The 21,304-nt window shown below is 68.9% G+C and carries 19 protein-coding genes and 1 riboswitch; of the genes, 10 read left to right on the top strand and 9 right to left on the bottom strand.

The annotated features are described in order from the left end of the window. Positions 1-2: 2 nt before the first annotated feature. Entirely contained in the window at positions 3-2,963 is a 2,961-nt protein-coding gene (locus C1707_RS11905) for a TonB-dependent receptor domain-containing protein (protein WP_101712549.1), read from the bottom strand. A 940-nt stretch (positions 2,964-3,903) separates the two neighbouring features. Between C1707_RS11905 and C1707_RS26725 the strand changes: the two genes are divergently transcribed. The 3 genes from C1707_RS26725 to C1707_RS26980 are packed head-to-tail and all read left to right on the top strand — an operon-like array spanning position 3,904 to position 5,262. Further along, positions 3,904-4,323 carry a 2OG-Fe(II) oxygenase family protein gene (locus tag C1707_RS26725; protein WP_240633919.1) on the top strand — a complete coding sequence of 140 codons (420 nt, stop codon included), beginning with the start codon at positions 3,904-3,906 and terminating at the stop codon, positions 4,321-4,323. Then, positions 4,320-4,874: a hypothetical protein gene (locus C1707_RS11895; RefSeq protein ID WP_101712547.1), complete on the top strand. Its 555-nt coding sequence runs from the start codon at positions 4,320-4,322 to the stop codon at positions 4,872-4,874. The genes C1707_RS26725 and C1707_RS11895 overlap by 4 nt, the downstream gene beginning before the upstream one ends. Positions 4,875-4,899: 25 nt before the next feature. Beyond that, entirely contained in the window at positions 4,900-5,262 is a 363-nt protein-coding gene (locus C1707_RS26980; protein WP_101712546.1) for a potassium channel family protein, read from the top strand. Here C1707_RS26980 and C1707_RS11885 read toward each other — a convergent pair. The 5 genes from C1707_RS11885 to C1707_RS11865 all read right to left on the bottom strand — a co-directional run bounded on the left by C1707_RS11885 (position 5,259) and on the right by C1707_RS11865 (position 12,456). Further along, complete coding sequence (locus C1707_RS11885; protein ID WP_101712545.1) at positions 5,259-5,864, bottom strand: peptidylprolyl isomerase; 606 nt, start codon at positions 5,862-5,864, stop codon at positions 5,259-5,261. The genes C1707_RS26980 and C1707_RS11885 overlap by 4 nt on opposite strands. Before the next feature lie 59 nt (positions 5,865-5,923). Further along, positions 5,924-9,529: a hydantoinase B/oxoprolinase family protein gene (locus tag C1707_RS11880; protein WP_101712544.1), complete on the bottom strand. Its 3,606-nt coding sequence runs from the start codon at positions 9,527-9,529 to the stop codon at positions 5,924-5,926. A 59-nt stretch (positions 9,530-9,588) separates the two neighbouring features. Beyond that, entirely contained in the window at positions 9,589-10,164 is a 576-nt protein-coding gene (locus C1707_RS11875; RefSeq protein WP_101712543.1) for a TMEM165/GDT1 family protein, read from the bottom strand. Positions 10,165-10,258: 94 nt separating this feature from the next. Next, a riboswitch (yybP-ykoY riboswitch) is annotated at positions 10,259-10,366 on the bottom strand. A gap of 252 nt (positions 10,367-10,618) precedes the next feature. Next, positions 10,619-11,356 carry a DUF2793 domain-containing protein gene (locus C1707_RS11870; protein WP_101712542.1) on the bottom strand — a complete coding sequence of 246 codons (738 nt, stop codon included), beginning with the start codon at positions 11,354-11,356 and terminating at the stop codon, positions 10,619-10,621. A gap of 92 nt (positions 11,357-11,448) precedes the next feature. After that, positions 11,449-12,456, bottom strand: a complete 1,008-nt coding sequence (locus C1707_RS11865; RefSeq protein WP_101712541.1) for an NAD(P)H-dependent flavin oxidoreductase — start codon at positions 12,454-12,456, stop codon at positions 11,449-11,451. A 160-nt stretch (positions 12,457-12,616) separates the two neighbouring features. On the opposite strand from C1707_RS11865, the gene C1707_RS11860 reads away from it, so the two are divergent. The 4 genes from C1707_RS11860 to C1707_RS11845 all read left to right on the top strand — a co-directional run bounded on the left by C1707_RS11860 (position 12,617) and on the right by C1707_RS11845 (position 17,415). Further along, entirely contained in the window at positions 12,617-14,080 is a 1,464-nt protein-coding gene (locus C1707_RS11860) for a methylmalonyl-CoA mutase family protein (protein WP_240633918.1), read from the top strand. 3 nt (positions 14,081-14,083) lie between these two features. Further along, complete coding sequence (scpA, locus tag C1707_RS11855) at positions 14,084-16,240, top strand: methylmalonyl-CoA mutase (protein ID WP_101712540.1); 2,157 nt, start codon at positions 14,084-14,086, stop codon at positions 16,238-16,240. An 89-nt stretch (positions 16,241-16,329) separates the two neighbouring features. Beyond that, positions 16,330-16,791: a hypothetical protein gene (locus C1707_RS11850; RefSeq protein WP_101712539.1), complete on the top strand. Its 462-nt coding sequence runs from the start codon at positions 16,330-16,332 to the stop codon at positions 16,789-16,791. Positions 16,792-16,836: 45 nt separating this feature from the next. After that, on the top strand, positions 16,837-17,415 hold the full coding sequence (locus C1707_RS11845) for a Uma2 family endonuclease (RefSeq protein ID WP_101712538.1): 579 nt from the start codon (positions 16,837-16,839) through the stop codon (positions 17,413-17,415). Here the strand turns inward: C1707_RS11845 and C1707_RS11840 are convergent. Both C1707_RS11840 and C1707_RS11835 read right to left on the bottom strand, forming a co-directional pair. Next, positions 17,412-17,867, bottom strand: a complete 456-nt coding sequence (locus C1707_RS11840) for a DUF4112 domain-containing protein (protein ID WP_101712537.1) — start codon at positions 17,865-17,867, stop codon at positions 17,412-17,414. The two genes, C1707_RS11845 and C1707_RS11840, sit on opposite strands and share 4 nt — an antisense overlap. A gap of 32 nt (positions 17,868-17,899) precedes the next feature. After that, entirely contained in the window at positions 17,900-18,364 is a 465-nt protein-coding gene (locus tag C1707_RS11835; RefSeq protein ID WP_101712668.1) for a DUF4112 domain-containing protein, read from the bottom strand. A 175-nt stretch (positions 18,365-18,539) separates the two neighbouring features. On the opposite strand from C1707_RS11835, the gene C1707_RS11830 reads away from it, so the two are divergent. From C1707_RS11830 to C1707_RS11820, 3 genes are all read left to right on the top strand, one after another. Then, positions 18,540-18,857 carry a heavy metal-binding domain-containing protein gene (locus tag C1707_RS11830; protein ID WP_101712536.1) on the top strand — a complete coding sequence of 106 codons (318 nt, stop codon included), beginning with the start codon at positions 18,540-18,542 and terminating at the stop codon, positions 18,855-18,857. A 9-nt stretch (positions 18,858-18,866) separates the two neighbouring features. Beyond that, a complete protein-coding gene (meaB, locus tag C1707_RS11825) occupies positions 18,867-19,850 on the top strand; it encodes a methylmalonyl Co-A mutase-associated GTPase MeaB (protein ID WP_101712535.1) in 984 nt (327 codons plus the stop codon). 133 nt (positions 19,851-19,983) lie between these two features. Continuing rightward, positions 19,984-20,634 (top strand): glutathione S-transferase family protein, encoded by a 651-nt coding sequence (locus tag C1707_RS11820; protein WP_101712534.1) that lies wholly within the window; start codon positions 19,984-19,986, stop codon positions 20,632-20,634. Here the strand turns inward: C1707_RS11820 and C1707_RS11815 are convergent. Then, positions 20,631-21,248: a glutathione S-transferase family protein gene (locus tag C1707_RS11815; RefSeq protein ID WP_101712533.1), complete on the bottom strand. Its 618-nt coding sequence runs from the start codon at positions 21,246-21,248 to the stop codon at positions 20,631-20,633. The two genes, C1707_RS11820 and C1707_RS11815, sit on opposite strands and share 4 nt — an antisense overlap. Between the last annotated feature and the right edge of the window lie 56 nt (positions 21,249-21,304).

The following is a 21,304-nucleotide window of genomic DNA, read 5'->3' as shown; positions in this document are numbered from 1 at the left end:
GATCAGTAGCGCAGGCGCGCGTTCAGGAAGAACACGCGGCCCAGCACGTCGTAGACGGCCGGATAGCCGCTGTTCGACGGCGAGGCGTTGGCGCCCAGGATCGGATAGGCTTCCTGGGTCAGGTTCTTGACGCCGGCGGTGAAGGCCAGGTTGTCGTTGACGTCCCAGTCGGCCGACAGGTCGAAGTAGTTCTTCGCGCCGATCTTCTCGACATAGTAGGTGGCCGCGTTGGTGTTCAGCGGGTTGTCGTCGATCATGTCGTCCAGGTAGTTCCAGACGAGGTTCACGCCGACCTGCTTGAAGCGCCAGTTGGCGGCCGAGCTGATCTTGTGGCGCGGCAGCGGGTTGACGCCCGAGCCCGAGCAACGCGAACCGAAGCGGTCGGCGCACTTGATCGGAGCCGAGATGTCGTCCGGGTTGATCGTGTAGATCCAGGTGTTGGTGTACAGCGAGCGGACCGACAGCGAACCCCAGTCCGGCAGACCGATGTCTTCCAGTTGGGTGCGGTAGGTCAGGCCGATGTCCATGCCTTCCACGGTGCGCAGGGCGACGTTCTCGTTGATCGACGAGACGTAGTCGATCGAGCCGTTGCCCAGGCGCTTGATGGCCTGGCAGTAGGGCGAGTTCGGGTTGCCGTTCACCAGCGTGCCGTAGCAGACGTTCATCAGGTTGGACGTGCCGCCGCCGAAGGTGTCGATGGCGTCCTCGACCTCGATCTTGAAGTAGTCGAGGGTCAGCGACAGGCCCGAGACGAACGACGGCGTGTAGACGACGCCGACCGTGGTGGTCTTGCCCTTTTCCGGCTTCAGGTTCGGGTTGCCGCCCGACAGGGTCTGGGTCTGCTGGTTGGCGTTGAGGTTGCCGACCAGGGCCGCGGGGATGCCCGAGTTGATACAGGCCTGACGGACCTGGGCGTTCGGAGCGGCGCGGGCCGAGCAGGGATCGGTCGCGGTCGGGAAGCCGTTCGACTGCGGCGCGTAGAGGTCGCCGATCGAGGGGGCGCGGATGGCCTTGTTGTACGACACCCGGAACATCAGGTCGTCGATGGGCTTCCAGGTGCCGGCGACCTTGTAGGTCTCAACCGGATCGGGCTGGGTGGTGTAGTCCGAGATACGGCCGGCCAGTTCCAGGTCGAGGATCTTGACGAACGGCAGGTCCTTCAGGATCGGGATGGCGACTTCGGCGTAGGCTTCGTAGACGTCGAAGCGACCGGTGACCGGCGGGCTGGCGTTGAAACCGGTCAGGTTGCCGGTGGCCAGGTCCTGGCTGGGATTGAAGGCGAAGTCCTCGGCGCGGTACTCGACGCCGACGGCGAAGCCGATCGGGCCGGCCGGCAGCGAGAAGGCGTTGCTGGTGTCGCCGTTGAAGGCCAGGCCCGCGTACAGCTGCTCGTAGTCCTGCGACGAGTTGATGCGGGTCTTGATGAAGTTCGCCGCGGCGGCCGAGATATTGCCCTGGCCGTACAGGTTGATCGGCACGCAGCCGCCCGACGGATCAAGACAGCCGGTGCCCGAGGCGTTCAGCAGCAGGGCCTGCTGGATGCGGGCCAGGCTGGTGTCGCCCAGCAGCGAGTTGCTGCCGTGGGTGTTGCCGTACTGGAAGTAGCTGTCGAAGCCGCCGTTGATGGCCTCGATCTCGCCCTTCAGGCCCAGTTGGATCTGGAAGGCGCTGAAGTTGAAGCGCGAGACGCGCGGACCGACTTCCGACAGGCGGCGGTTGAAGACGCCGGTGACGGTGTCGTAGATGCCGTCGTTGTCGCTGTCGACGTCGGTGAAGGTGCCGGCGGTCCACGAGGCGCTCGACGGGATCGTGTAGGCGGTGCTCGAACCCAGGCTGTTCAGCGCGGTCTTGGCCGCGGTCGTCAGGAACGGGTTGTTGTCCAGCGTGAAGCGGAAGGTGCGGTTGCCGATCGGGGTCGGCGCCAGCTGGGTCACGACCTGGCTGTTGACGAAGTTGCCCTTGGCGTAGGCGGTCAGGCCGGGCTTGATCTCGTAGCTGGCCAGCGAGGTGACCGAGAAGCGCTCCTGCGGGGTCTGGACGTAGTTGACCGGCGCGAAGTTGTAGGTGTCGGTCGCGGCGTTGTAGATGCGCACGTTGCCGTCGGGCAGGAACAGCGCGGTGTTGGCCGGGTTGTTGTTGCCGAGGGCCACGAACCGGCCGCCGACGAAGGCGCCGACCTGGCCCTGCTCGTTCGAACCCGAGCCGCTGGGCACCAGGCCGATCGGGTTCAGGCCGTTGCGGACCGGGTTTTCGCCCCAGGCGGTGCTGAGCATGCCGCCGCGCTCGCCCTGGGTCAGGGCTTCACGCTTGTTGTAGCCGAGGCTGAGGACGACGTTGCCCTTCTTGTCGCCGCCGAAGTTGGCGCCGAAGGTCATCGAGCCCGAATAGATCGGCGCTTCGCCCTTGTCGGTGGCCTGATAGCCGGCCGACACTTCCAGGCCTTCGAAGTCGTCCTTCAGGATGAAGTTGACGACGCCGGCGATGGCGTCCGAGCCGTACACGGCCGAACCGCCGCCCGACAGCACTTCGATGCGCTTGATCAGGGCGGGCGGGATCAGGTTGATGTCGACGGCGCCGGCCTGGGTGGTCGGGGTCTGGCGCTTGCCGTCCACCAGCACCAGGGTGCGGTTGGCGCCCAGGCCGCGCAGGCTGACCGTGGCCGTGCCGTTGCTGCCGTTGTTGACCGTCGAGGTGATGCCGGGGACGGCCTGCGGCAGGGTGTTGATCAGGTTTTCGGTGTTCACCACGCCCGACTGCTGCAGTTCCTTTTCGCCAACCGAGGCGACCGGGCTGCTGGAGGTCAGGTCAGGACGCGCGATGCGCGAACCGGTGACGACGATTTCCTCGACCGCGGCAGGATCTTCCTGCGCGAAAGCGGGCGAGGCCACCATGGCGGGCGCGATCACGCCGCAGAGCAGGGTGGACGCAAGCAAACGCTTACGCGTGGACAAGGCGTGCAACATCAGACCTCCAAAAACTTATCTCGGCGCCGCTCGTGTTCCCCCGTGCGGCGCATTTTGCCCCCCCGCATCGGGCTCGAAGCGGGTCCGCCCGCATGAACGGCGTTTGGCGAACCGGGGTCAATCTTGCCCGACAGCGGCAGATTACATTTGGTTCACACTGTAACAAAAGGGACGCACTCTGCCCTGAATACGCCACATATTGCCGCGCATTCGCCCATTATGGCGGAAATAGTCCTGGAAATGTTGCAGTTAGTGCAACATTTCTTATCGATAATCGAAAACACCCGCCGCGAAGATCGCCGAAGCAATCGTGGCAATTTGTTCCAGCTTTACTGGACATCGAATGGTCGAACGTTGCGTTGTCGACGGTATACGAAAACTACGGTTCGCCGATTTTAAACTCAAGCCAAGCCGTCGCATAACATTGCAATTCAGTTGCGAACGGACGCTTTCGGACACACGGGACGCCAGGCCCCACGATCCGGCGCCCGCTTTTTCGGCGCCGGCGTCATACGCCTCGTGAGGGGCGATTGAACCGGCGAACATCGATCTGTTAGCTAGAACCCGTCGCCGCATTCGCCGCGACGGGGGAGATTCGCCGTGAACCACGTCGCCCGATGACGTCCGCCAGACCCGTCCTGCGCATTCGCGCCGGTCTTGATCCCTCGTCCTTTTCCGACGCCTTCGCCCGCGAGGGCGTCGTGCAGATTCCGGTCTTTCTCGAACCCATCGACGCCGACGCCGCCGGCGACCTCCTGGAGGGCGTCCCGTCCTGGGCCATCGTCGCTCCCGACGAGAAGAACGAGACTCTGGTCATCACCAACGAGGCCGTCCGCAAGTTCGGCGACGCGGCCGTGCGCCAGTTCCTGCAGGGCGCGCTGAAGCGCGCTTCGCGGGGTTCTCGTTCATTCATCTGTCCTACCCGATGCAGGACGAGTACGTGCGCGACCCCGCGCCCCCGATCCACGGCCTCACCGAACTGGTGCAGAGCCGGGCGTTCCTCGATTTCGGGGCGAAGGTGATCGGCGCGCCGCAAGTGGCGGGCGTCCGGGCCCAGGCCTCGCACTACCGTCCGGGCGACTTCCTGACCCTGCACGACGACAAGCACGGCCGCGACGCGCGGCTGGCCGCCTTCACCCTGGGCTTCACGCGAGAGTGGCGGCCCGACTGGGGCGGCCAGTTGCTGTTCCACGACGCCGACGGACAGATCGAGCGCGGCTTCATGCCGGGCTTCAACGTCCTGACCCTGTTCCGCGTGCCGCGGCCGCACTCCGTCGCGCCGGTCGCCGCCTACGCCGCCGCCAAGCGCCTGTCGGTCACCGGCTGGCTGATCGACGATCCCGAAGGAGCGCCGCGATGACCGCCTTCCGCCTGCCCTCCCCGCGCGCCCTGGTCGCCACGGGCCTTGCCGCCGCGCTGGCGGTCGGCGCAGCCCAGGCGGCCGCGCCGGTCGTCCGCGACGTGGCCCCCGCCCTCAAGGCCCTGCTCGACTGCCGAGGCGTCGCCGACGGCGACAAGCGTCTGGCCTGCTACGACGCCGCCGTCGACTCGATCACCACCGCCGAGAAGAAGGGCGACGTGATCATCGTCGATCGCCAGCAGGCCCAGGCCGCCCGTCGCCAGGCCTTCGGCCTCGACCTTTCGGCCCTGTCGGTCTTCGACCGCGGAGACAAGCCCGAGGAGGTTGATCGCATCGCCGGCCAGGTGACCAAGGCCGCTCGCGGGGCGGACGGCCGTTGGATCCTGACCCTGGCCGACGGCGCGACCTGGCGCCAGGCCGACGATCGCGCGCTTTCATCCCTGCCCAAGCCCGGCTCCAAGGTCGAGATCCGCAAGGCCGCCGCCGGCAGCTACCTGATGAACATCGACGGCCAGCCCGCGATCCGCGCGCGACGGGTAGTGGGCCCTTGAGGCCGAGACCGCCAGGAGACCGCTGATGATGAAGTACCTCGACACGGTCCGCGAGCTGCTCGCGGTCTATGTGGTGATCCTGCTGGCCGCCGCCGGCGCCTACGCCCTGTTCGAGGGCAAGCCCTATCTGGACTCACTCTGGTGGGCCTGCGTGACCGCCACCACGGTGGGCTATGGCGACGTCTATCCGGCCACGCCCGGCGGACGCGTCGTGGCCGTGGTGCTGATGCATGTCACCCTGCTGCTGATCCTGCCGCTGCTGATCGGCACCATCTGCTCGCGCTGCATCAAGGACGCCAACGAGTTCAGCCACGCCGAGCAGGAAGAGATCAAGGCCACGCTCGCCCGGCTGGAGGCTCGCCTCGCGGAGCTGTCGAAGCGGGACTAGCCAGCGCGCTTCATGCCCAGGATCTGAACCGGGGCCTTCAGCATCTCGTCCTTCATCGCCTCGGTATAGGCGGGTCCGCCCGTCGGCATGGCCAGGATCTTCTTCACGATCGGCAGCCCCTCGACCACCGTGCCGAAGGCCGCGAAGCCCTGGTTGTCGCCTTTCGCGCCCGGATGGGCGTCCAGGTATGGCATGGCGCTGGCGCAGATGAAGAAGTCGCAGGTGGCGGTGCCAGGCGCGTTGCGGGCCATCGAGATCACGCCCGGCTTGTGGCGGATGCCCGTCTTGGCGGTGCTCTCATGCGCGATCGGTGCGAACCGGCGCGCGCGCGGCGGCGGGGCGCCCTGGATCGAGCCCGCGCCCTTCACGCCCTTGGTGCGCGAGGCGCGATAGAAGGTCCCGCCATCGTACTTCTTCGCATCCACGTAGCGCAGGAAGTTGGCCGAGGTGATCGGCGCCTTCTTGTCCTCCAGCTCGACCACGATCAGGCCGGCGCTGGTCTGGATCGCCACGCGCGGCTTGCCGGCGGCGAGGGCCAGGCCGGGCGTCGCGATGACGAGGCCGGCGGCGCCGATCAGGGTGCGGCGGGCGATGTCGGTCATGGGCTGGGCCTCTCTTGTGTCTGGCGATGCTTAGCGCGCGGGATAGAGCGGCGAAAGGCTCAGCCCTTGCCCCAGCCCCCGCCGCCGGGCGTCTCGATGACCACCCGGTCGCCGGCCGCGACCTGGGCCTCGTCGGTGGCGGCCAGGATCTGCACCGACCCGTCGGCCCGCTCGATCCGCGCCCTGCCCAGCGCGCCACTCGCTCCGCCATGCAGGCCGAACGGCGGCACGCGCCGGCGGTTGGAAAGCAAGGTCACGGTCATCGGCTCGCGGAAGCCGATGGTGCGCACCACCCCGTCGCCGCCGCGATGCTCGCCCGCCCCTCCCGATCCGCGCCGGATCGAGAAGGCTTCCACACGCACCGGATAGCGCGTCTCCAGCACCTCCGGATCGGTCAGGCGGCTGTTGGTCATGTGGGTCTGCACCGCGTCGGCGCCGTCGAAGTCAGGCCCCGCCCCAGCCCCGCCGCAGATCGTCTCGTAGTACTGCCGCCGGTCGTCGCCGAAGGTGAAGTTGTTCATCGTACCCTGCGCCGCCGCCATGACGCCGAGCGCGCCGTAGAGGGCGTCGACCACGACCTGGCTGGTCTCGACATTGCCCGCCACCACCGCCGCCGGATAGCGCGGCTTCAGCATCGAGCCTTCCGGAATGACCAGCTCGACCGGCCGCAGGCAGCCGTCGTTCATCGGGATCTCGTCGTCCACCAGCGTGCGGAAGACATACAGGGCCGCCGCCCGACAGATCGAGGCGGGCGCGTTGAAGTTGGTCGGAACCTGATCGCTGGTGCCGGTGAAATCCACGCGCGCGGTGCGCGCGGCCTGGTCCACCGTGATCGCCGCCTTCACCACGCTGCCGTCGTCGAGCTCGTAGGCGAAGGCGCCGTCCGAAAGCTTGGCGAGCACCCGGCGCACGGCCTCCTCGGCGTTGTCCTGCACGTGGGCCATGTAGGCCTCGACCACCTCCTGGCCGAACTCGGCGACGAGGCCGGTCAGGCTTTCGGCGCCGCGCGCGCAGGCGGCCACCTGGGCCTTGAGGTCGCCGATGTTCTGGTCGGGATTGCGCGCCGGCCACCGGCCTGAAGCCAGCAGCGCTCGCGTCTCCGCCTCCAGGAACCGCCCGCCCTCGACCAGCAGGAAGTTCTCGATCAGCACCCCCTCCTCCTCGACCGTTCGGCTGCCCGGCGGCATGGAGCCTGGAGTGACGCCGCCGATGTCACCCTGGTGGCCGCGCGCGGCGACGTAGAAAAGCAAGGCTCCGGCCGCGTCGAACACCGGCATGACCACCGTCACGTCGGGCAGGTGGGTGCCGCCGGCATAGGGGGCGTTGAGCATGTAGACGTCGCCGGCCTTCATGCCCCGGCCGTCGTTGGAGCGTGCATCGCGGATGGCCCGCACGCTGTCGCCCATCGAGCCCAGGTGCACCGGCATGTGCGGGGCGTTGGCGATCAGGTTCCCGTCGCGGTCGAACAGGGCGCAGGAGAAGTCGAGCCGCTCCTTGATGTTCACCGAGTAGGCGGTGTTCTGCAGGGCGAACCCCATCTCCTCGGCCACGGCCATGAAGAGGTTGTTGAACACCTCCAGCATCACCGGATCCGCGTCGGTTCCGGCGGCGCGGCGAGGCGCGAGGGCTTCGACGCGGTCGAGGATCAGGTTCTGATGATCGTCTACACGGGCGCGCCAGCCAGGCTCGACGATCGTCGTGCCCGTCGCTTCCCGGATGATGGCCGGCCCGGCGACTTCGGCGCCGATCTTCATGCGATCGCGATCAAAGACCGGCGTAGCGTGGGGGGATCCCGCCATCCGGACCTCGACGGTGGCAAGCGGCCCCGTGGCGTCCGGTCCGGCGGATTTTAGGTCCGCTGCGTCCCCAGCGTCGGCATGGCCGATCGCCTCGACGCTGAGGGTCTCGACCACCAGCGGCGTCGATGGCGAGACGAAGCCGAAGCGGCGCTGATGCAGAGTCTCGAAGGCGGCCTTCACGCCCGCGGCGTCGCTCAGCGGCACGCGCAGCGGGGTGTCCGTACCGGCGTACTTCACCAGTACGGCCGCCTCGGTTTCGACGCGAAGCAGCGGCGCGTCCTGGGCGCGCAGGGCGGCTTCCGCCTCAGCCGCCAGCGCGGCGGCGCGGGCCGGCAGCACTTCGCCGGCCTCGTCCAGGCGCAACTCCACCGTCGCCTCGCGCAGCAGGCGCAGGTCGGCCAGGCCCATGCCGTAGGCGCTGAGCACCCCGGCGAACGGATGGATCATCACCGTCTTCATGCCCAGCGCGTCGGCCACCAGGCAGGCATGCTGCCCGCCCGCCCCGCCGAAGCAGGCCAGGACATAGCGGGTGACGTCGTAGCCGCGCTGGATCGAGATCTGACGCACGGCTTTCGCCATGTTCTCGACGGCGATGGTCAGGAAGCCCTCGGCGATCTCGGCAGGCTTCATGGCCTTGCCGGTCGCGGCGGCGATCTCGGCCGCCAGGGCCTCGAAGCGCTGAGCGACCACGTCGCGGTCCAGAGGCTGGTCGGCGTTCGGGCCGAAGACGTGCGGGAAGAACTCGGGCTGCAGCTTGCCCAGCATGACGTTGCAGTCGGTCACCGTCAGCGGTCCGCCGCGGCGATAGCAGGCAGGTCCCGGATTCGCCCCGGCCGAGGCCGGCCCCACCCGCAGCCGCGCGCCGTCGAAGCTGCAGATCGAGCCGCCGCCGGCCGCCACGGTATGGATGTTCATCATGGGGCTGCGCATCCGCACGCCCGCCACCACCGTCTCGTAGGCCCGCTCGTATTCGCCGGCGTAGTGGCAGACGTCGGTCGAGGTGCCGCCCATGTCGAAGCCGATGACGCGGTTGAACCCCGCCTGCGCCGCCGTCCTGGCCATGCCGACCACGCCGCCGGCCGGCCCCGAGAGAATGGCGTCCTTGCCCCGGAAGGCGCGGGCGTCGGTCAGGCCGCCGTTCGACTGCATGAAGAAGAGCCGCGTCTCCTCCCCCAGCCGCGAGGCCACCTGGTCGACATAGCGGCGCAGGATCGGAGACAGGTAGGCGTCGACCACCGCCGTGTCGCCTCGGCCGACCAGCTTCATCAGCGGACTGACCTCGTGGCTGGCCGAGACCTGGGTGAAGCCGATCTCGCGGGCGATCGCCGCGACCCGGGCCTCGTGGTCGGTGAATCGGAAGCCATGCAACAGCACGATCGCCACGGCGCGAAAACCGGAGTCGTAGGCGGCTTGCAGGCCTTCACGGGCGGCCGCCTCGTCGAGCGGACGCACCACTTCGCCGTCGACGCCGATCCGCTCGTCGATCTCGATCACGCGGGTGTACAGGGCCTCGGGCTTGACGATATTGCGGTCGAACAGCTTGGGCCGGGCCTGCTGGCCGATGCGCAGGGCGTCGGCGTGGCCCCTGGTGATCGCCAGCAGGGTCGGCTCGCCCTTGCGTTCCAGCAGGGCGTTGGTGGCCACCGTGGTGCCCATCTTCACCGCCTCGACCGTCCCGCCGCCGCCCGCCTCGAGCAGCGCGCGGACTCCGGCGACGGCGGCGTCCTCGTACTGCTCGGGATTTTCCGACAGCAGCTTGTGAGTAACCAGCCGACCGTCCGGCCGGCGGGCGACGATGTCGGTGAAGGTGCCGCCGCGATCGATCCAGAATTCCCAGCCGGTCGCGCGCGGATCGTCGAGGGTCATGGGGCGGCGGGCTCCTGAACGGTTCGCCCCGTCCATAGCCGCCGCCCCACGCTACGTCATTACTTGAAGAGGCCCAGCAGGGTGGCGACGCCCCACAGGCCAAGACCCAGGAAGATCAGCGCCGCGCCGATGCGCACGTACTTCAGCGGCACGATCCTGGTCGCGGCCTCGCCCAGATACACGGCCGGCACGTTGGCCAGCATCATGCCCAGCGTGGTGCCGGCGGCCACCAGGGTCACGCTGTGGAACTGGGCGCCCAGGGCCACGGTGGCGATCTGGGTCTTGTCGCCCATCTCGACCAGGAAGAAGGCGACGGCCGTGGTCGCGAACACGCCGTAGCGGCCGACCGCACCGCCCTCTTCGTCGTCGGCCTTGTCGGGGATCAGGGCCCACGCGGCCATGGCGATGAACGAGATGGCGATCAGCCACTGGAACCAGGCGCCTTGCAGATAGTGGGCGACCAGCGAGCCGGCCAGCGCCGCCAGGGCGTGGTTCAGCAGCGTGGCGACCAGTATGCCCATGATGATCGGGATCGGCTTCTTGAAGCGCGTGGCCAGGATGATGGCCAGAAGCTGGGTCTTGTCGCCGATCTCGGCGATGGCCACGACCAGGGTCGAGACGAGTAGGGATTCCATTCGAAGATACCGTTGCGGGGGCCGAGCGCAGACAAGACAACAGCGACCGTTTCCCCGCCCAGCCCGGACGGAAAACGACGCCATTGGTCTCGCCAAGAAAGCTGTCGGTGCTTTCCTCGCCCGCGCCATGCTCCGAGGAGCAAGTATGTTGACGGCGGGCCCCGCTGATAGGTGCGGGCGGCTACTCCCCAAGGGATGCGGGCCGTTTAGCCGGGCTGGGCGGCCGGATCAAGCAGAGAGCCATTCGCAAGTGACGGCGTGGTCGGCTGGCGGTGAGCGCTACGCCTTCCCAATGCCCGTCATTCCCGCCCTTGTGGCGGGAAGCCCTGGTTCCGCTTGCACGGAAGGTGCAAGCGGCGTGCCTGGCACGCCGCCCCTACTGTTCTTGCCGCTGACAGAGGGGTTCCCGCCACAAGGGCGGGAATGACGGGCTGAAAAGGTGGAGACCAGCCCCCTAAACCGCCGCCGGGGCCTCGAACCGCAGCAGTTGAATGGACACCCGCACCTTGCCGCCGACGAAGCTGCCGCCGGCCGCGGTGAGCACCACCGGCGTGTCGGCATAGTACGCCGTCGGCCCCACCACCCCGATGTTGCTGGCGTTCAAACCGACGCCCAGCGACGCGCCGAACTTGCCGGGCTCGCCAGCGACGCCGCAGCTGTAGGAGATCGCGCCGGTGACCGCGGCGCTGGTGCGGGTGGAGACGCCGAGCACGATCGAGCGGGCCGGGATCACGGCCGTCGTGGTCACCGAGGCGCCGCTGAGGGCGGCCTCGACCTCGCGGATCTCGACGCGGACGTCGGCCCCGAACGGCGAGCGGGCGGCGGTCAAGCTGGTGAAGGTCGACGACAGCGCCACCCAGGCCGAGCCGGTGAACACGGCGGCCTGGCCTTCGTCGGCGATCCAGGCGGTGAAGCCGGCAGCCGGGGCGATGGCCTCCCAGGCGCCGGCCTCGAAGCGCATCAAGCTGTGGGCGGGCGCGGCCGCCCAGTCGGCGCCGGTCGCGGCGGCGGGGCGGATCCACAGGGCGCCGTCGGCGGGCGCGGAGGGCTGAGAGGTCACCGTGCGGCTGACGACGCACGGCTGGACGAGGCCGTCCAGGCGGGCGAGGCCCTCGTTGACGGTGACGTGCTTCTGGGCTTGCCCCGCGGCCACGTAGGGCAGCGAAAGACGGGGCGTGGCGGCGTCGGACATGGGGCGCTCCTGGCGGTTTCGAACCCGCCTAGGATCGCCCCGCCGGAGTCGCCGGGGACGAGGCCGCCTTCGTCCCCGGCTCTATCCCCGTCCTACTCGGCGGCGAAAGCCAGGCGATTGCCGGCCGTCAGCGCGGTCTTGGCCGCCAGTTCGGCCTTCGCGTCCTCATATTCCTCCGCCAGCCTGGCGATGCGTTCGGCGACCGGCAGCACTTCCTTGATGGCGCCGATGCCCTGGCCCGAGCCCCAGATGTCGCGCCAGGCCTTGGCGTCCTGGTTGCCGCCCGAGCCGAAGCTCATCTTCGACGGATCGCTTTCCGGCAGGTTGTCCGGGTCCAGGCCCGCGGCGACGATCGACTGGCGCAGATAGTTGCCGTGCACGCCGGTGAAGAGGTTCGAATAGACGATGTCGCTGGCGTTGGCCTCGGTGATCGTCCGCTTGTAGGCCTCCGGCGCGTTGGCTTCCTCGGTGGCGATAAAGGCCGAGCCGATATAGGCCAGGTCCGCGCCCATGGCCTGGGCCGACAGGATCGAGCGGCCGCTGGCGATGGCGCCAGACAGGGCCACAGGCCCGTCGAACCAGGTGCGGATCTCCTGCACCAGGGCGAAGGGCGAGATCGCGCCCGCGTGGCCGCCGGCCCCGGCCGCCACCGGGATCAGGCCGTCGGCCCCCTTCTCGATGGCCTTGCGGGCGAAGCGGTCGTTGATGACGTCGTGCAGGGTGATGCCGCCGTACGAGTGGATCGCCTGGTTCAGGTCCTCGCGGGCGCCCAGCGAGGTGATCACCACCGGCACCTTGTATTTCACGCACAGCTCGATGTCCTGTTCGAGCCGGTTGTTGGTCTTGTGGACGATCTGGTTCACGGCGAACGGGGCCGAGGGCATGTCCGGGTGGGCCTTGTCCCAGGCGGCCAGTTCCTCGGTGATGCGGGCCAGCCACTCGTCCAGCTGCGACAGCGGGCGGGCGTTCAGCGACGGGAACGAGCCGACGATGCCGGCCTTGCACTCGGCGATCACGAGGTCCGGGTTGCTGATGATGAACAGCGGCGAGGCGATCACCGGCAGGCGCAGACGGTCACGCAGGATGGGCGGCAGAGCCATGGGACGGGGGTCTCCTCGTTCCGCGACGTCACGCGCCGCGCATGTTAACAGCGTTAGCTTAAACGCCTGTTCATGGGACTTGCAAGCGCTTGACCTCCGTGGCGGCAGGCGCGCAACTGCGTCAAAATACAAGAATGCCGCACTGCAGGAGAACCCCGTCGTGAGCGAGGCGCCCGCCCCACTGGCCGACGACTTCGGCCCGCCCGACGAAGCCCTGGCCCAGGCCAAGTGGTTGAAACTGGTCGAAAAGACCCTGAAAGGGGCCGACTTCGACGAGACCCTGACACGCCCCACGCCTGACGGCATCGCCATCCGCCCGCTCTACACCGTCGCCGACGCCGTGACCGTGGCCCGCGACCTGCGCCCGCGCGACATCGATCGCCCCTGGGACCTGCGCACGCGCGTCGCCCATCCCGATCCCAGGCACGCAGGCGCCGAGATCCTGAAAGACCTGGAGAACGGCGCGGCCTCGGTGCTGCTGGCGCTGGATCCGGCCGGCCAGACCGGCGTGGCCGTCGGCTCGCGCGAGGATCTGGCCCGCGTGCTCGACGGGGTGCTGCTGGATCTGGCGCCCGTGGCGCTGGACGCCGGGTTCCTTGGGCCCAAGGCCGCCGACTGGCTGGCCAGCCTGGCCAAGGCCGCGCCCAACGCCCCGCTGGCTTTCCACATGGACCCGCTCACCGCCTGGATGCAGGCGGGCGTCAGCCCCGGCCCGATCGAGAGCCACGTCTTCTCGGCCGCCACGGTCGGCGCGCGCCTGGCCGAGACCTACGCGACGGCCAGCCTTTTCCTGGCCACGGGCCGCGCCGTGCACGAGGCCGGCGGCTCCAACACCGAGGAACTGTCCGTGATGGCCGCCAGCGCCGTGGCCTACGCCAAGGCTCTGGTCCGTTCGGGCCTCTCCATGGAAGAGGCCTGGTCGCGCATCGTGCTGGGCGTCAGCCTAGACGGCGAATACTTCACCGGCGTGGCCAAGGTCCGCGCGGTCCGCGCGCTGTGGGATCAGTTGACCCGGGCCTGCGGCGTCGTGGCGCCGGCGCGCATCGAGGCCCGCTCGTCGCAGCGCATGCTGGCCAGGGCCGACGCCTGGACCAACCTGCTGCGCCTGACCGCCGCCGGCTTCGCCGGGGCCGTGGGCGGCGCCGACACCGTGGTGCTCGGCAACTTCACCGACGCCGTCGGCCTGCCGACCGCCTTCGCCCGCCGCCAGGCCCGCAACACCCAGCTCGTGCTGATGGAAGAGAGCCACCTGGGTCGCGTCGCCGACCCGGCCGGCGGCGCCTGGTATCTCGACACCCTGACCGACCAGCTGGCGCGCGCCGCCTGGGGCGGCTTCCAGGCCATCGAGAACGACGGCGGGATCGTCAAGGCGTTGGAAAGCGGCCTGATCGCCGACATCGTCGCCGAGACCCGCGAGGGACAACAGGCCGCCTTCGCCGACAAAAGCCGCAAGATCCTGGGCGTCACCGCCTTCCCGAACGCCGACGACAAGACGCCCGAGACCCTGACGCCCGATCCGGGCGCCTTCGCGGTCGACGGCCCCGATCCGCGCCTGCCGGGCCCAGACAGCCGGTGCCCGGCGCTGGTTCCCATCCGCTTCGCCGCCGCCTTCGAGGGAGCCTGAGTCATGAGCAAGTTCCCCAACTTCGCCGACGTCGCCTTCGAGACGCCCGAACCGACGGCCGCGCCTGAAGCCGGCACGCCCTGGAGCACCCCCGAAGGCGTCGACGTCGCCGCCGCCTTCACCGCGGAAGACGCAGCGGGCCTGGACTTCACCGACGGTCGTCCCGGCGTCGCGCCCTTCGTGCGCGGCCCCTACCCGACCATGTACGTCACCAATCCGTGGACGATCCGCCAGTACGCCGGCTTCTCCACGGCCGAGGACAGCAACGCCTTCTACCGCCGCAACCTGGCGGCGGGGCAAATGGGCCTGTCGGTGGCCTTCGACCTGGCCACGCACCGCGGCTATGACAGCGACCACGAGCGGGTGAAGGGCGACGTCGGCATGGCGGGCGTGGCCATCGACTCCATCCTGGACATGCGCACGCTGTTCTCGGGCATCCCGCTCGACAAGATGAGCGTGTCGATGACCATGAACGGCGCGGTGCTGCCGATCCTGGCGCTCTACATCGTCGCCGCCGAGGAACAGGGCGTCACCCCCGACAAGCTGTCGGGCACGATCCAGAACGACATCCTCAAAGAGTTCATGGTGCGGAACACCTACATCTATCCGCCCGCGCCCTCGATGCGGATCATCTCGGACATCTTCGCCTTCACCTCGGCGAACATGCCCAAGTTCAACTCGATCTCGATCAGCGGCTACCACATGCAGGAGGCCGGGGCCTCGGCCGACCTGGAGCTGGCCTACACCCTCGCCGACGGCATCGAATACGCCCGGGCCGGCGTCGCGGCCGGCATGAGCATCGACGCCTTCGCCCCGCGCCTCTCGTTCTTCTGGGCCATCGGCATGAACTACTTCATGGAAGTGGCCAAGATGCGGGCCGCGCGCCTGCTGTGGGCCCGCCTGATGAAGCGCGAGTTCGAACCCAAGGACGACCGCTCGCTTTCCCTGCGCACCCACAGCCAGACCTCCGGCTGGTCGCTGGCCGCCCAGGATGTGTTCAACAACGTCTCGCGCACCTGCGTCGAGGCCATGGCGGCGGTCAACGGCCAGACCCAGAGCCTGCACACCAACGCGCTGGACGAGGCCCTGGCCCTGCCGACCGATTTCTCGGCCCGCATCGCCCGCAACACCCAGCTCTTCCTGCAGATGGAGAGCGGCACGACCCGCGTCGCCGACCCGTGGGGCGGCAGCTTCTACGTCGAGCGCCTGACCCACGACCTGGCGGTCAAGGCCCTGGCCCACATCGAGGAGGTCGAGGCGGCCGGCGGCATGGCCAAGGCCATCGAGCAGGGCATCCCCAAGCTGCGGATCGAGGAAGCCGCCGCCAAGACCCAGGCCCGCATCGACGCCAATCGCCAGAGCGTGGTCGGCGTCAACCGCTACAAGCCCGAGGTGGCCGACGACATCCCGATGCTGAAGGTCGACAACAGCTCGGTGCGCAATCAGCAGCTCGACAAGCTGGCCCGCCTGAAGGCCGAGCGCGACCCGGCCGTCACGCAAGCCGCGCTGCAGGCGCTGGAGGACGGCGCGCGCGGAACCGGCAACCTGCTGGCCCTGGCCGTCGACGCGGCCCGCGCCAAGGCCACGGTCGGCGAGATCAGCATGGCCATGGAAAAGGTGTTCGGCCGCCACCGGGCCGAGATCAAGTCGATCCAGGGCGTCTACATGAAGGAAGCCGGCTCCGATCCCACCACCGCCCGTGCGAAGGCCATGGTCGAGGCCTTCGCCCAGGCCGACGGCCGCCGGCCGCGCATCCTGGTGGCCAAGATGGGCCAGGACGGCCACGACCGCGGCCAGAAGGTGATCGCCACCGCCTTCGCCGACCTGGGCTTCGACGTCGACATCGGCCCGCTGTTCCAGACCCCGGCCGAGGCCGCGCGCCAGGCCGTGGAGAACGACGTCCACATCGTCGGCGCCTCGTCGCTGGCGGCGGGGCACCTGACCCTCGCGCCGGAACTGAAGGCCGAACTGGGCAAGCAGGGCCGAGCCGACATCATGATGGTCGTGGGCGGCGTGATCCCGCCGCAGGACTTCCAGGCTCTGCGCGACGCCGGCGCCGCGGCGATCTTCCCGCCCGGCACCGTGATCGCCGAGGCGGTGATCGAGCTGCTCGACAAGCTGAACAAGCAGCTCGGCTACACCCAGGGCGAGGCGGCTTAGGGAGCACCTGCACTGCTTCTCCATCGCGGGCGCCGTCCTGGCTGCACGCAGCGCACCTCAACTCCCCATTCGAACTGGGGGGAGAAGGAATGCGCAAGGCGAGCCAGCAGACCAGCTCCCTGAGATTCCTGGGCGGCGCGGTGTTCAGCCTCGTCGCGCCATCGACGATGCTGGCGCAAGGCATCATTCATATCGGCGAGGGCGCGTTGTGGGCGAAGCAAGACCCGCTGCTCTTCACCCTGACATCGCCGATTTTCGGAGCCTTCTTCGGCTGGCCGTTCGTGATCGCCGGGCTTCTGGGTTGGGTGGTGCTCGATAGGCTGAATCGACATTACCTCTGGGCCGCGGCGGGCGTAGGCGCAGCGGTCGGCGCCAGCGTCGCCTTTGTCGCGTTTCGCGACGGCCGCTTCTTCGGCGCCCCGGCGGCCTACCCGCTTTGCATCGGCATCGGCCTACTGACGGGACTGGGCGTCTGGTGGATCGCCTACGGTCGGCAGAGCGCCCTGCCCTCGACGCAACCACGACGGCCGCCCCGCCCCCTGTCGCTCTGAGCGCACGACCTTACGCCTCGCCGAGGCCATGCTATCGTTCCGCCCATGAACGCTCCGAGCCGTCCCGCCGAGACCGTTACGCCCTACCGCTTCACGTATGACGACGTGCTGCGCATGGTGGAGGCCGGCATCCTGGCGGCGGACGCTCGCATCGAGCTGATCGAGGGGGAACTCATATCGGTGTCGCCAGAAAGCGTGCCCCACGTCCGCTGTCGGCGGTGGCTGACCCAGTTCTTCACCCGTCGCCTCGCCGAAGGCCAGTGGGAGGTCAATTCCGACGCCCCCGTCCGCCTCGACGATCAAACCGCCCCCGAACCGGATATCGCCATCTTCTCCAGCGCCGTTCATGACCGCGACCTGAAAGGCGGCGACATCGTGTTGGCGATCGAGGTGTCAGTGTCGAGCCAGGCCTTCGATCTCGGCCGGAAAGCAGAACTTTACGCCGCGGCCGGGGTTCAGGAGTACTGGGTTGTGGACCTGACCGGCAAGCGCCTGATCGTTCACCGAGAGCCGACCGCTGGCGGCTATCGTTCGGTTTGGGAGGAAGGCGCGCGCGGCGGCGTCGCGCCGAAAGCCTTCCCACACCTGGACGTCAGGGTCGCCGAACTGCCGCTGACCGACTAGCGCTTTCCCGCCTTCGGCTTCTTCTTGCGGCGCTTGAGGTCGACATCCTCGGGCAGGCCGTGGCGAGCCTCGATGTCCTTCTGCAAGGCCTTGGCGGCCATCAGGTGGCCCGGGAACAGGGTGTCGATCGCCCAGCCGACGACCGGCACGGCGCTGGTCGAGCTGTCGAACAGCATGTAGGCGGCCATGCGGGCCACGGTGGGCATCGAGGCCCGGGCCTGCCAGGCGTGATAGGCCAGCACCGCCGCCGCGCCGACGCTGTAGGCGGTATTGGCGCCCGGCACCCAGGCCAGCACGCCGTCGAGGCCGATGCCCACGGGACCGACGCCGATCAGGCGGTCGGACAACCGCTTGATGGTCTCGGCGTTGCGCCAGGCCTTGTGGGCCCGCCGCCGATGGTCGGCGGGGCCCTCATCGATCAACTGGCCATGCAGGGCGGCTTCATCGGTCATCTTGTCTCAACGCCTCGCCGCAAGCTTGGTTGTCAGCCCAGGAACACCACCCGGCGCTTTTCCTTGCCCGACCGGATCCGCTCGAGCAGGTCGCGATACTCGGCCGTGCCCTGCGCGTCCTTGCGGCTTCCCTCGAAGTAGATCGTGTCGTCCATGTGCTTGATCAACATCCCGCCGGCCCACTTCTGACCGGTGAACAGGGTGTCGGCCACCGCGCCCAAGCCTGGCGGCCCCAGCGGCAGCAGGGCGTCGATCAGCAGGACGGCGGTCATCTGGATCAGCACCATCGGCGCGGCCCGGGCCCGCACGCCGTCGAACAGCAGAACGCCGCCCGCGCCCAGCGAGTAGAGCGACCCGGCCCCGCCGAACCAGGCCAGGATGCCGTCCAGGCCGATGCCGACCGGCCCTACGCCCACGATGTTGTCGGACAGCTTGACCGTGCGCTCGACGCTGCCCCGGATGTTGTGCAGGTCGAGATGCGATTTGGCGAAGAACAACGGCCAGCCCCCCAGCTTCAGCGCGGGCAATCTGCCTCAAGGCCACGCTTGCCGAAAGCCGGTTTCCCGCCAGAGGGGAAACTTCGCCTTATCGTCATGCCCGCAGCCCCGGAGCCCCTCGCGGCTCGCGCCATTTATGCTTAACTACGCGCCATCGATCGAAGGACCCGCAGGCATGCTGATCTCGACCACCCCGTTCATCGAGGGCCGTCCGGTCAAGGAGTACAAGGGCGCGGTCTATTCCCAGGCGATCCTGGGCGCGAACGTCGTGCTCGACCTGCTGGCCTCGATCCGCGACTTCATCGGCGGCCGCTCCAGCTCCTACGAGCGGGTGCTGGGCCGGGCGCGGGAAGACGCCCTGAAGAACCTGACCAAGGAAGCCCAGGCCCTGGGCGCCAACGCCATCCTGGCGGTCGACCTCGACTACAACACCGTCGGTCCCAACGGCCAGATGATGATGGTTTCGGTTTCCGGCACGGCGGTCGTCCTCTAAGTCGGCGGGGTGAGCCCGCCCGTCCTCGACATCGCCGATCTCGAACGCCGCCTGCTGGCCGGCGAACGCGCGGCTCTGGCCCGCGCCATCACGCTGGTCGAGAGCCGCCGGCCCGACCATCAGGCCGCCGCCCGCGACCTTCTGCAACGCCTGATGCCGCGCACCGGCGCGGCCCAGCGTGTCGGGATCACCGGCGTGCCGGGCGCGGGCAAGTCGACCACCATCGAAAGCCTGGGCTGCGCCCTGACCGCCGCCGGCCACAGGGTGGCCGTGCTGGCGGTGGATCCCTCGTCCGGCCGGCACGGCGGCTCGATTCTCGGCGACAAGACGCGGATGGAACGCCTGAGCATCGATCCGAACGCCTTCATCCGCCCCTCCCCGTCCGGCGGCGCCCTCGGCGGGGTGGCGCGCAAGACCCGCGAGGCCATGCTGCTGTGCGAGGCGGCCGGCTTCGACGTGGTGATCGTCGAGACGGTGGGCGTGGGCCAGTCCGAGACCGTCGTGGCCGACATGGTCGACATCTTCGTCGCCCTGCTGATCCCCGGCGGCGGCGACGAGCTGCAGGGGATCAAGAAGGGCCTGATCGAACTGGCCGACCTGCTGGTCATCAACAAGGCCGACGCCGATCCCGCCAAGGCCGAACGCTCGGCCCGCGACTATCGCAACGCCCTGCACATCCTCACGCCCGCCCATCGCGACTGGACGCCGCCGGTGCTGACGGCCTCGGGCCTGACCGGCGCCGGGCTCGACACCTTGTGGAGCCAGATCCGGCGGCATCGCGAGGTGATGACCGCCAACGGCGCGCGGGCCTCCCGCCGCGCCGACCAGGACGCCCGCTGGATGTGGGCCATGGTCAACGACCGCCTGACCGAAGCCTTCCGCGCCGCGCCGGCCGTCGCCGCGCTGGTCGACGAGACCGAGGGCGCGGTGCGGGCCGGCGACCTGCCCGCCTCGGCCGCCGCCGACCGGCTGCTGAAGGCGTTCGGGCTGTAGGACCCACTCGGTCGCTTCGAGACAGCTCCCCCGGAGGGGCAGCATCTGCTTAGCTGGATCCTCCCCGCTGGGGGAGGTGGCCCGAAGGGCCGGAGGGGACCGCTCCGCGGAGAGCGGACAACGGAGGAAACCGATGGCGCTGATCCTGCACGCCCACCCGCTCTCGTCGTTCTGCCACAAGGCGCTGACGGCGCTCTACGAACTGGACCTTTCGTTCGAGCAGCGCATGGTCGACTTCGGCGACCCGGCGTCGGCGGAAGCTTTCCGCGCCCTGTGGCCGATGGCGCGGATGCCGGTCCTGGAGGACACGGGTCGTAACGCGGTCGTGCCGGAGAGCTCGATCCTGATCGAGTACCTGCAGATCTATCATCCGGGCGCGGTGCGACTGATCCCTCAGGACCCCGACGCGGCGCTGGAAGTGCGGGCGCGCGACCGGTTCTTCGACCTTTCGGTGCAGGTTCCGATGCAGAAGATCGTCAACGACCGTATCCGGCCGGCTGACGCCAAGGACCCGCACGGCCTGGCCGAGGCCCGCGCCCATCTGGCCACCGCCCTCGACATCGTCGAACGCGACCTCGAAAGCCGGACCTGGGCCGCGGGCGAGACATTCTCGATGGCCGACTGCGCGGCCGCGCCGGCCCTGTTCTACGCCGACAAGGTCATGCCGCTGGCGCCGGACCGCCCCAACGCCGCGGCCTATCTGAAAAGGCTGAAGGCCCGGCCCTCTTACGCGCGAACGCTGAAGGAGGCCGAGCCCTACCTGCACATGTTCCCGGAAGCCTAGGCTTCGGCTTCCCAGGCCAGGAACTCCGGCGTCTCCAGCAGGCGCTCGCAATAGGCGCCGGCCGCGCCGGTGTCGCCGTAGTCCGACAGGTGCACGCCGTAGGTGCGGAAACGGGTGGCGACCGGAGTGTAGAAGGCGTCGGCGATCGACCATTCGCCCAGCAGGAACGGCCCGCCCGAGCGCTTCAGGAGTTGGTTCCAGCGCTCGGTGATCTTGCGCACGTCCTTCTGGGTGGCTTCCGACAGGTCGGCCTTCTTCACGAGGCCCAGGTCCATCGGACACTCGCCGCGCAGCGACGAGAAGCCCGAATGCATTTCGGCCGCCGCCGACCTGGCCAGGGCGCGCAGCTCGGGATCGGCCGGCCACAGCTTGGCCTCGGGGAACTTCTCGGCCAGGTACTCGCAGATCGCCAGCGAGTCCCAGACCACCAGGTCGCCGTCCTTCAGGGCCGGCGCGAGCTTGCTGGGCGAATGCTTGGCGATGTCGGCCTCGGTGGCGTCGCCGCGCCGCAGCTCGATCTCGATCTCCTTGAACGGGACGCCGACCCGCTTGAGCGCGAGCCAGGGGCGCAGCGACCAGGTCGACCACTTCTTGGTGCCGATGACGAGTTCCATGACGGTCTCCTGTTCGATGCGGACTGGTCTTCTCGCTTAACGCGCGTCTACAGTCC

Source organism: Caulobacter flavus (assembly GCF_003722335.1).
GTDB classification, from domain to species: domain Bacteria; phylum Pseudomonadota; class Alphaproteobacteria; order Caulobacterales; family Caulobacteraceae; genus Caulobacter; species Caulobacter flavus.
This window is presented reverse-complemented; position numbering and strand designations above follow the sequence as displayed.

Coding starts and splice junctions, on each gene's coding strand:
- C1707_RS11905 (WP_101712549.1), bottom strand. CDS start 2,963: ATGTTGCACGCCTTGTCCACGCGTAAGCGTTTGCTTGCGTCCACCCTG.
- C1707_RS11895 (WP_101712547.1), top strand. CDS start 4,320: ATGACCGCCTTCCGCCTGCCCTCCCCGCGCGCCCTGGTCGCCACGGGC.
- C1707_RS26980 (WP_101712546.1), top strand. CDS start 4,900: ATGATGAAGTACCTCGACACGGTCCGCGAGCTGCTCGCGGTCTATGTG.
- C1707_RS11885 (WP_101712545.1), bottom strand. CDS start 5,864: ATGACCGACATCGCCCGCCGCACCCTGATCGGCGCCGCCGGCCTCGTC.
- C1707_RS11880 (WP_101712544.1), bottom strand. CDS start 9,529: ATGACCCTCGACGATCCGCGCGCGACCGGCTGGGAATTCTGGATCGAT.
- C1707_RS11875 (WP_101712543.1), bottom strand. CDS start 10,164: ATGGAATCCCTACTCGTCTCGACCCTGGTCGTGGCCATCGCCGAGATC.
- C1707_RS11870 (WP_101712542.1), bottom strand. CDS start 11,356: ATGTCCGACGCCGCCACGCCCCGTCTTTCGCTGCCCTACGTGGCCGCG.
- C1707_RS11865 (WP_101712541.1), bottom strand. CDS start 12,456: ATGGCTCTGCCGCCCATCCTGCGTGACCGTCTGCGCCTGCCGGTGATC.
- scpA (WP_101712540.1), top strand. CDS start 14,084: ATGAGCAAGTTCCCCAACTTCGCCGACGTCGCCTTCGAGACGCCCGAA.
- C1707_RS11850 (WP_101712539.1), top strand. CDS start 16,330: ATGCGCAAGGCGAGCCAGCAGACCAGCTCCCTGAGATTCCTGGGCGGC.
- C1707_RS11845 (WP_101712538.1), top strand. CDS start 16,837: ATGAACGCTCCGAGCCGTCCCGCCGAGACCGTTACGCCCTACCGCTTC.
- C1707_RS11840 (WP_101712537.1), bottom strand. CDS start 17,867: ATGACCGATGAAGCCGCCCTGCATGGCCAGTTGATCGATGAGGGCCCC.
- C1707_RS11830 (WP_101712536.1), top strand. CDS start 18,540: ATGCTGATCTCGACCACCCCGTTCATCGAGGGCCGTCCGGTCAAGGAG.
- C1707_RS11820 (WP_101712534.1), top strand. CDS start 19,984: ATGGCGCTGATCCTGCACGCCCACCCGCTCTCGTCGTTCTGCCACAAG.
- C1707_RS11815 (WP_101712533.1), bottom strand. CDS start 21,248: ATGGAACTCGTCATCGGCACCAAGAAGTGGTCGACCTGGTCGCTGCGC.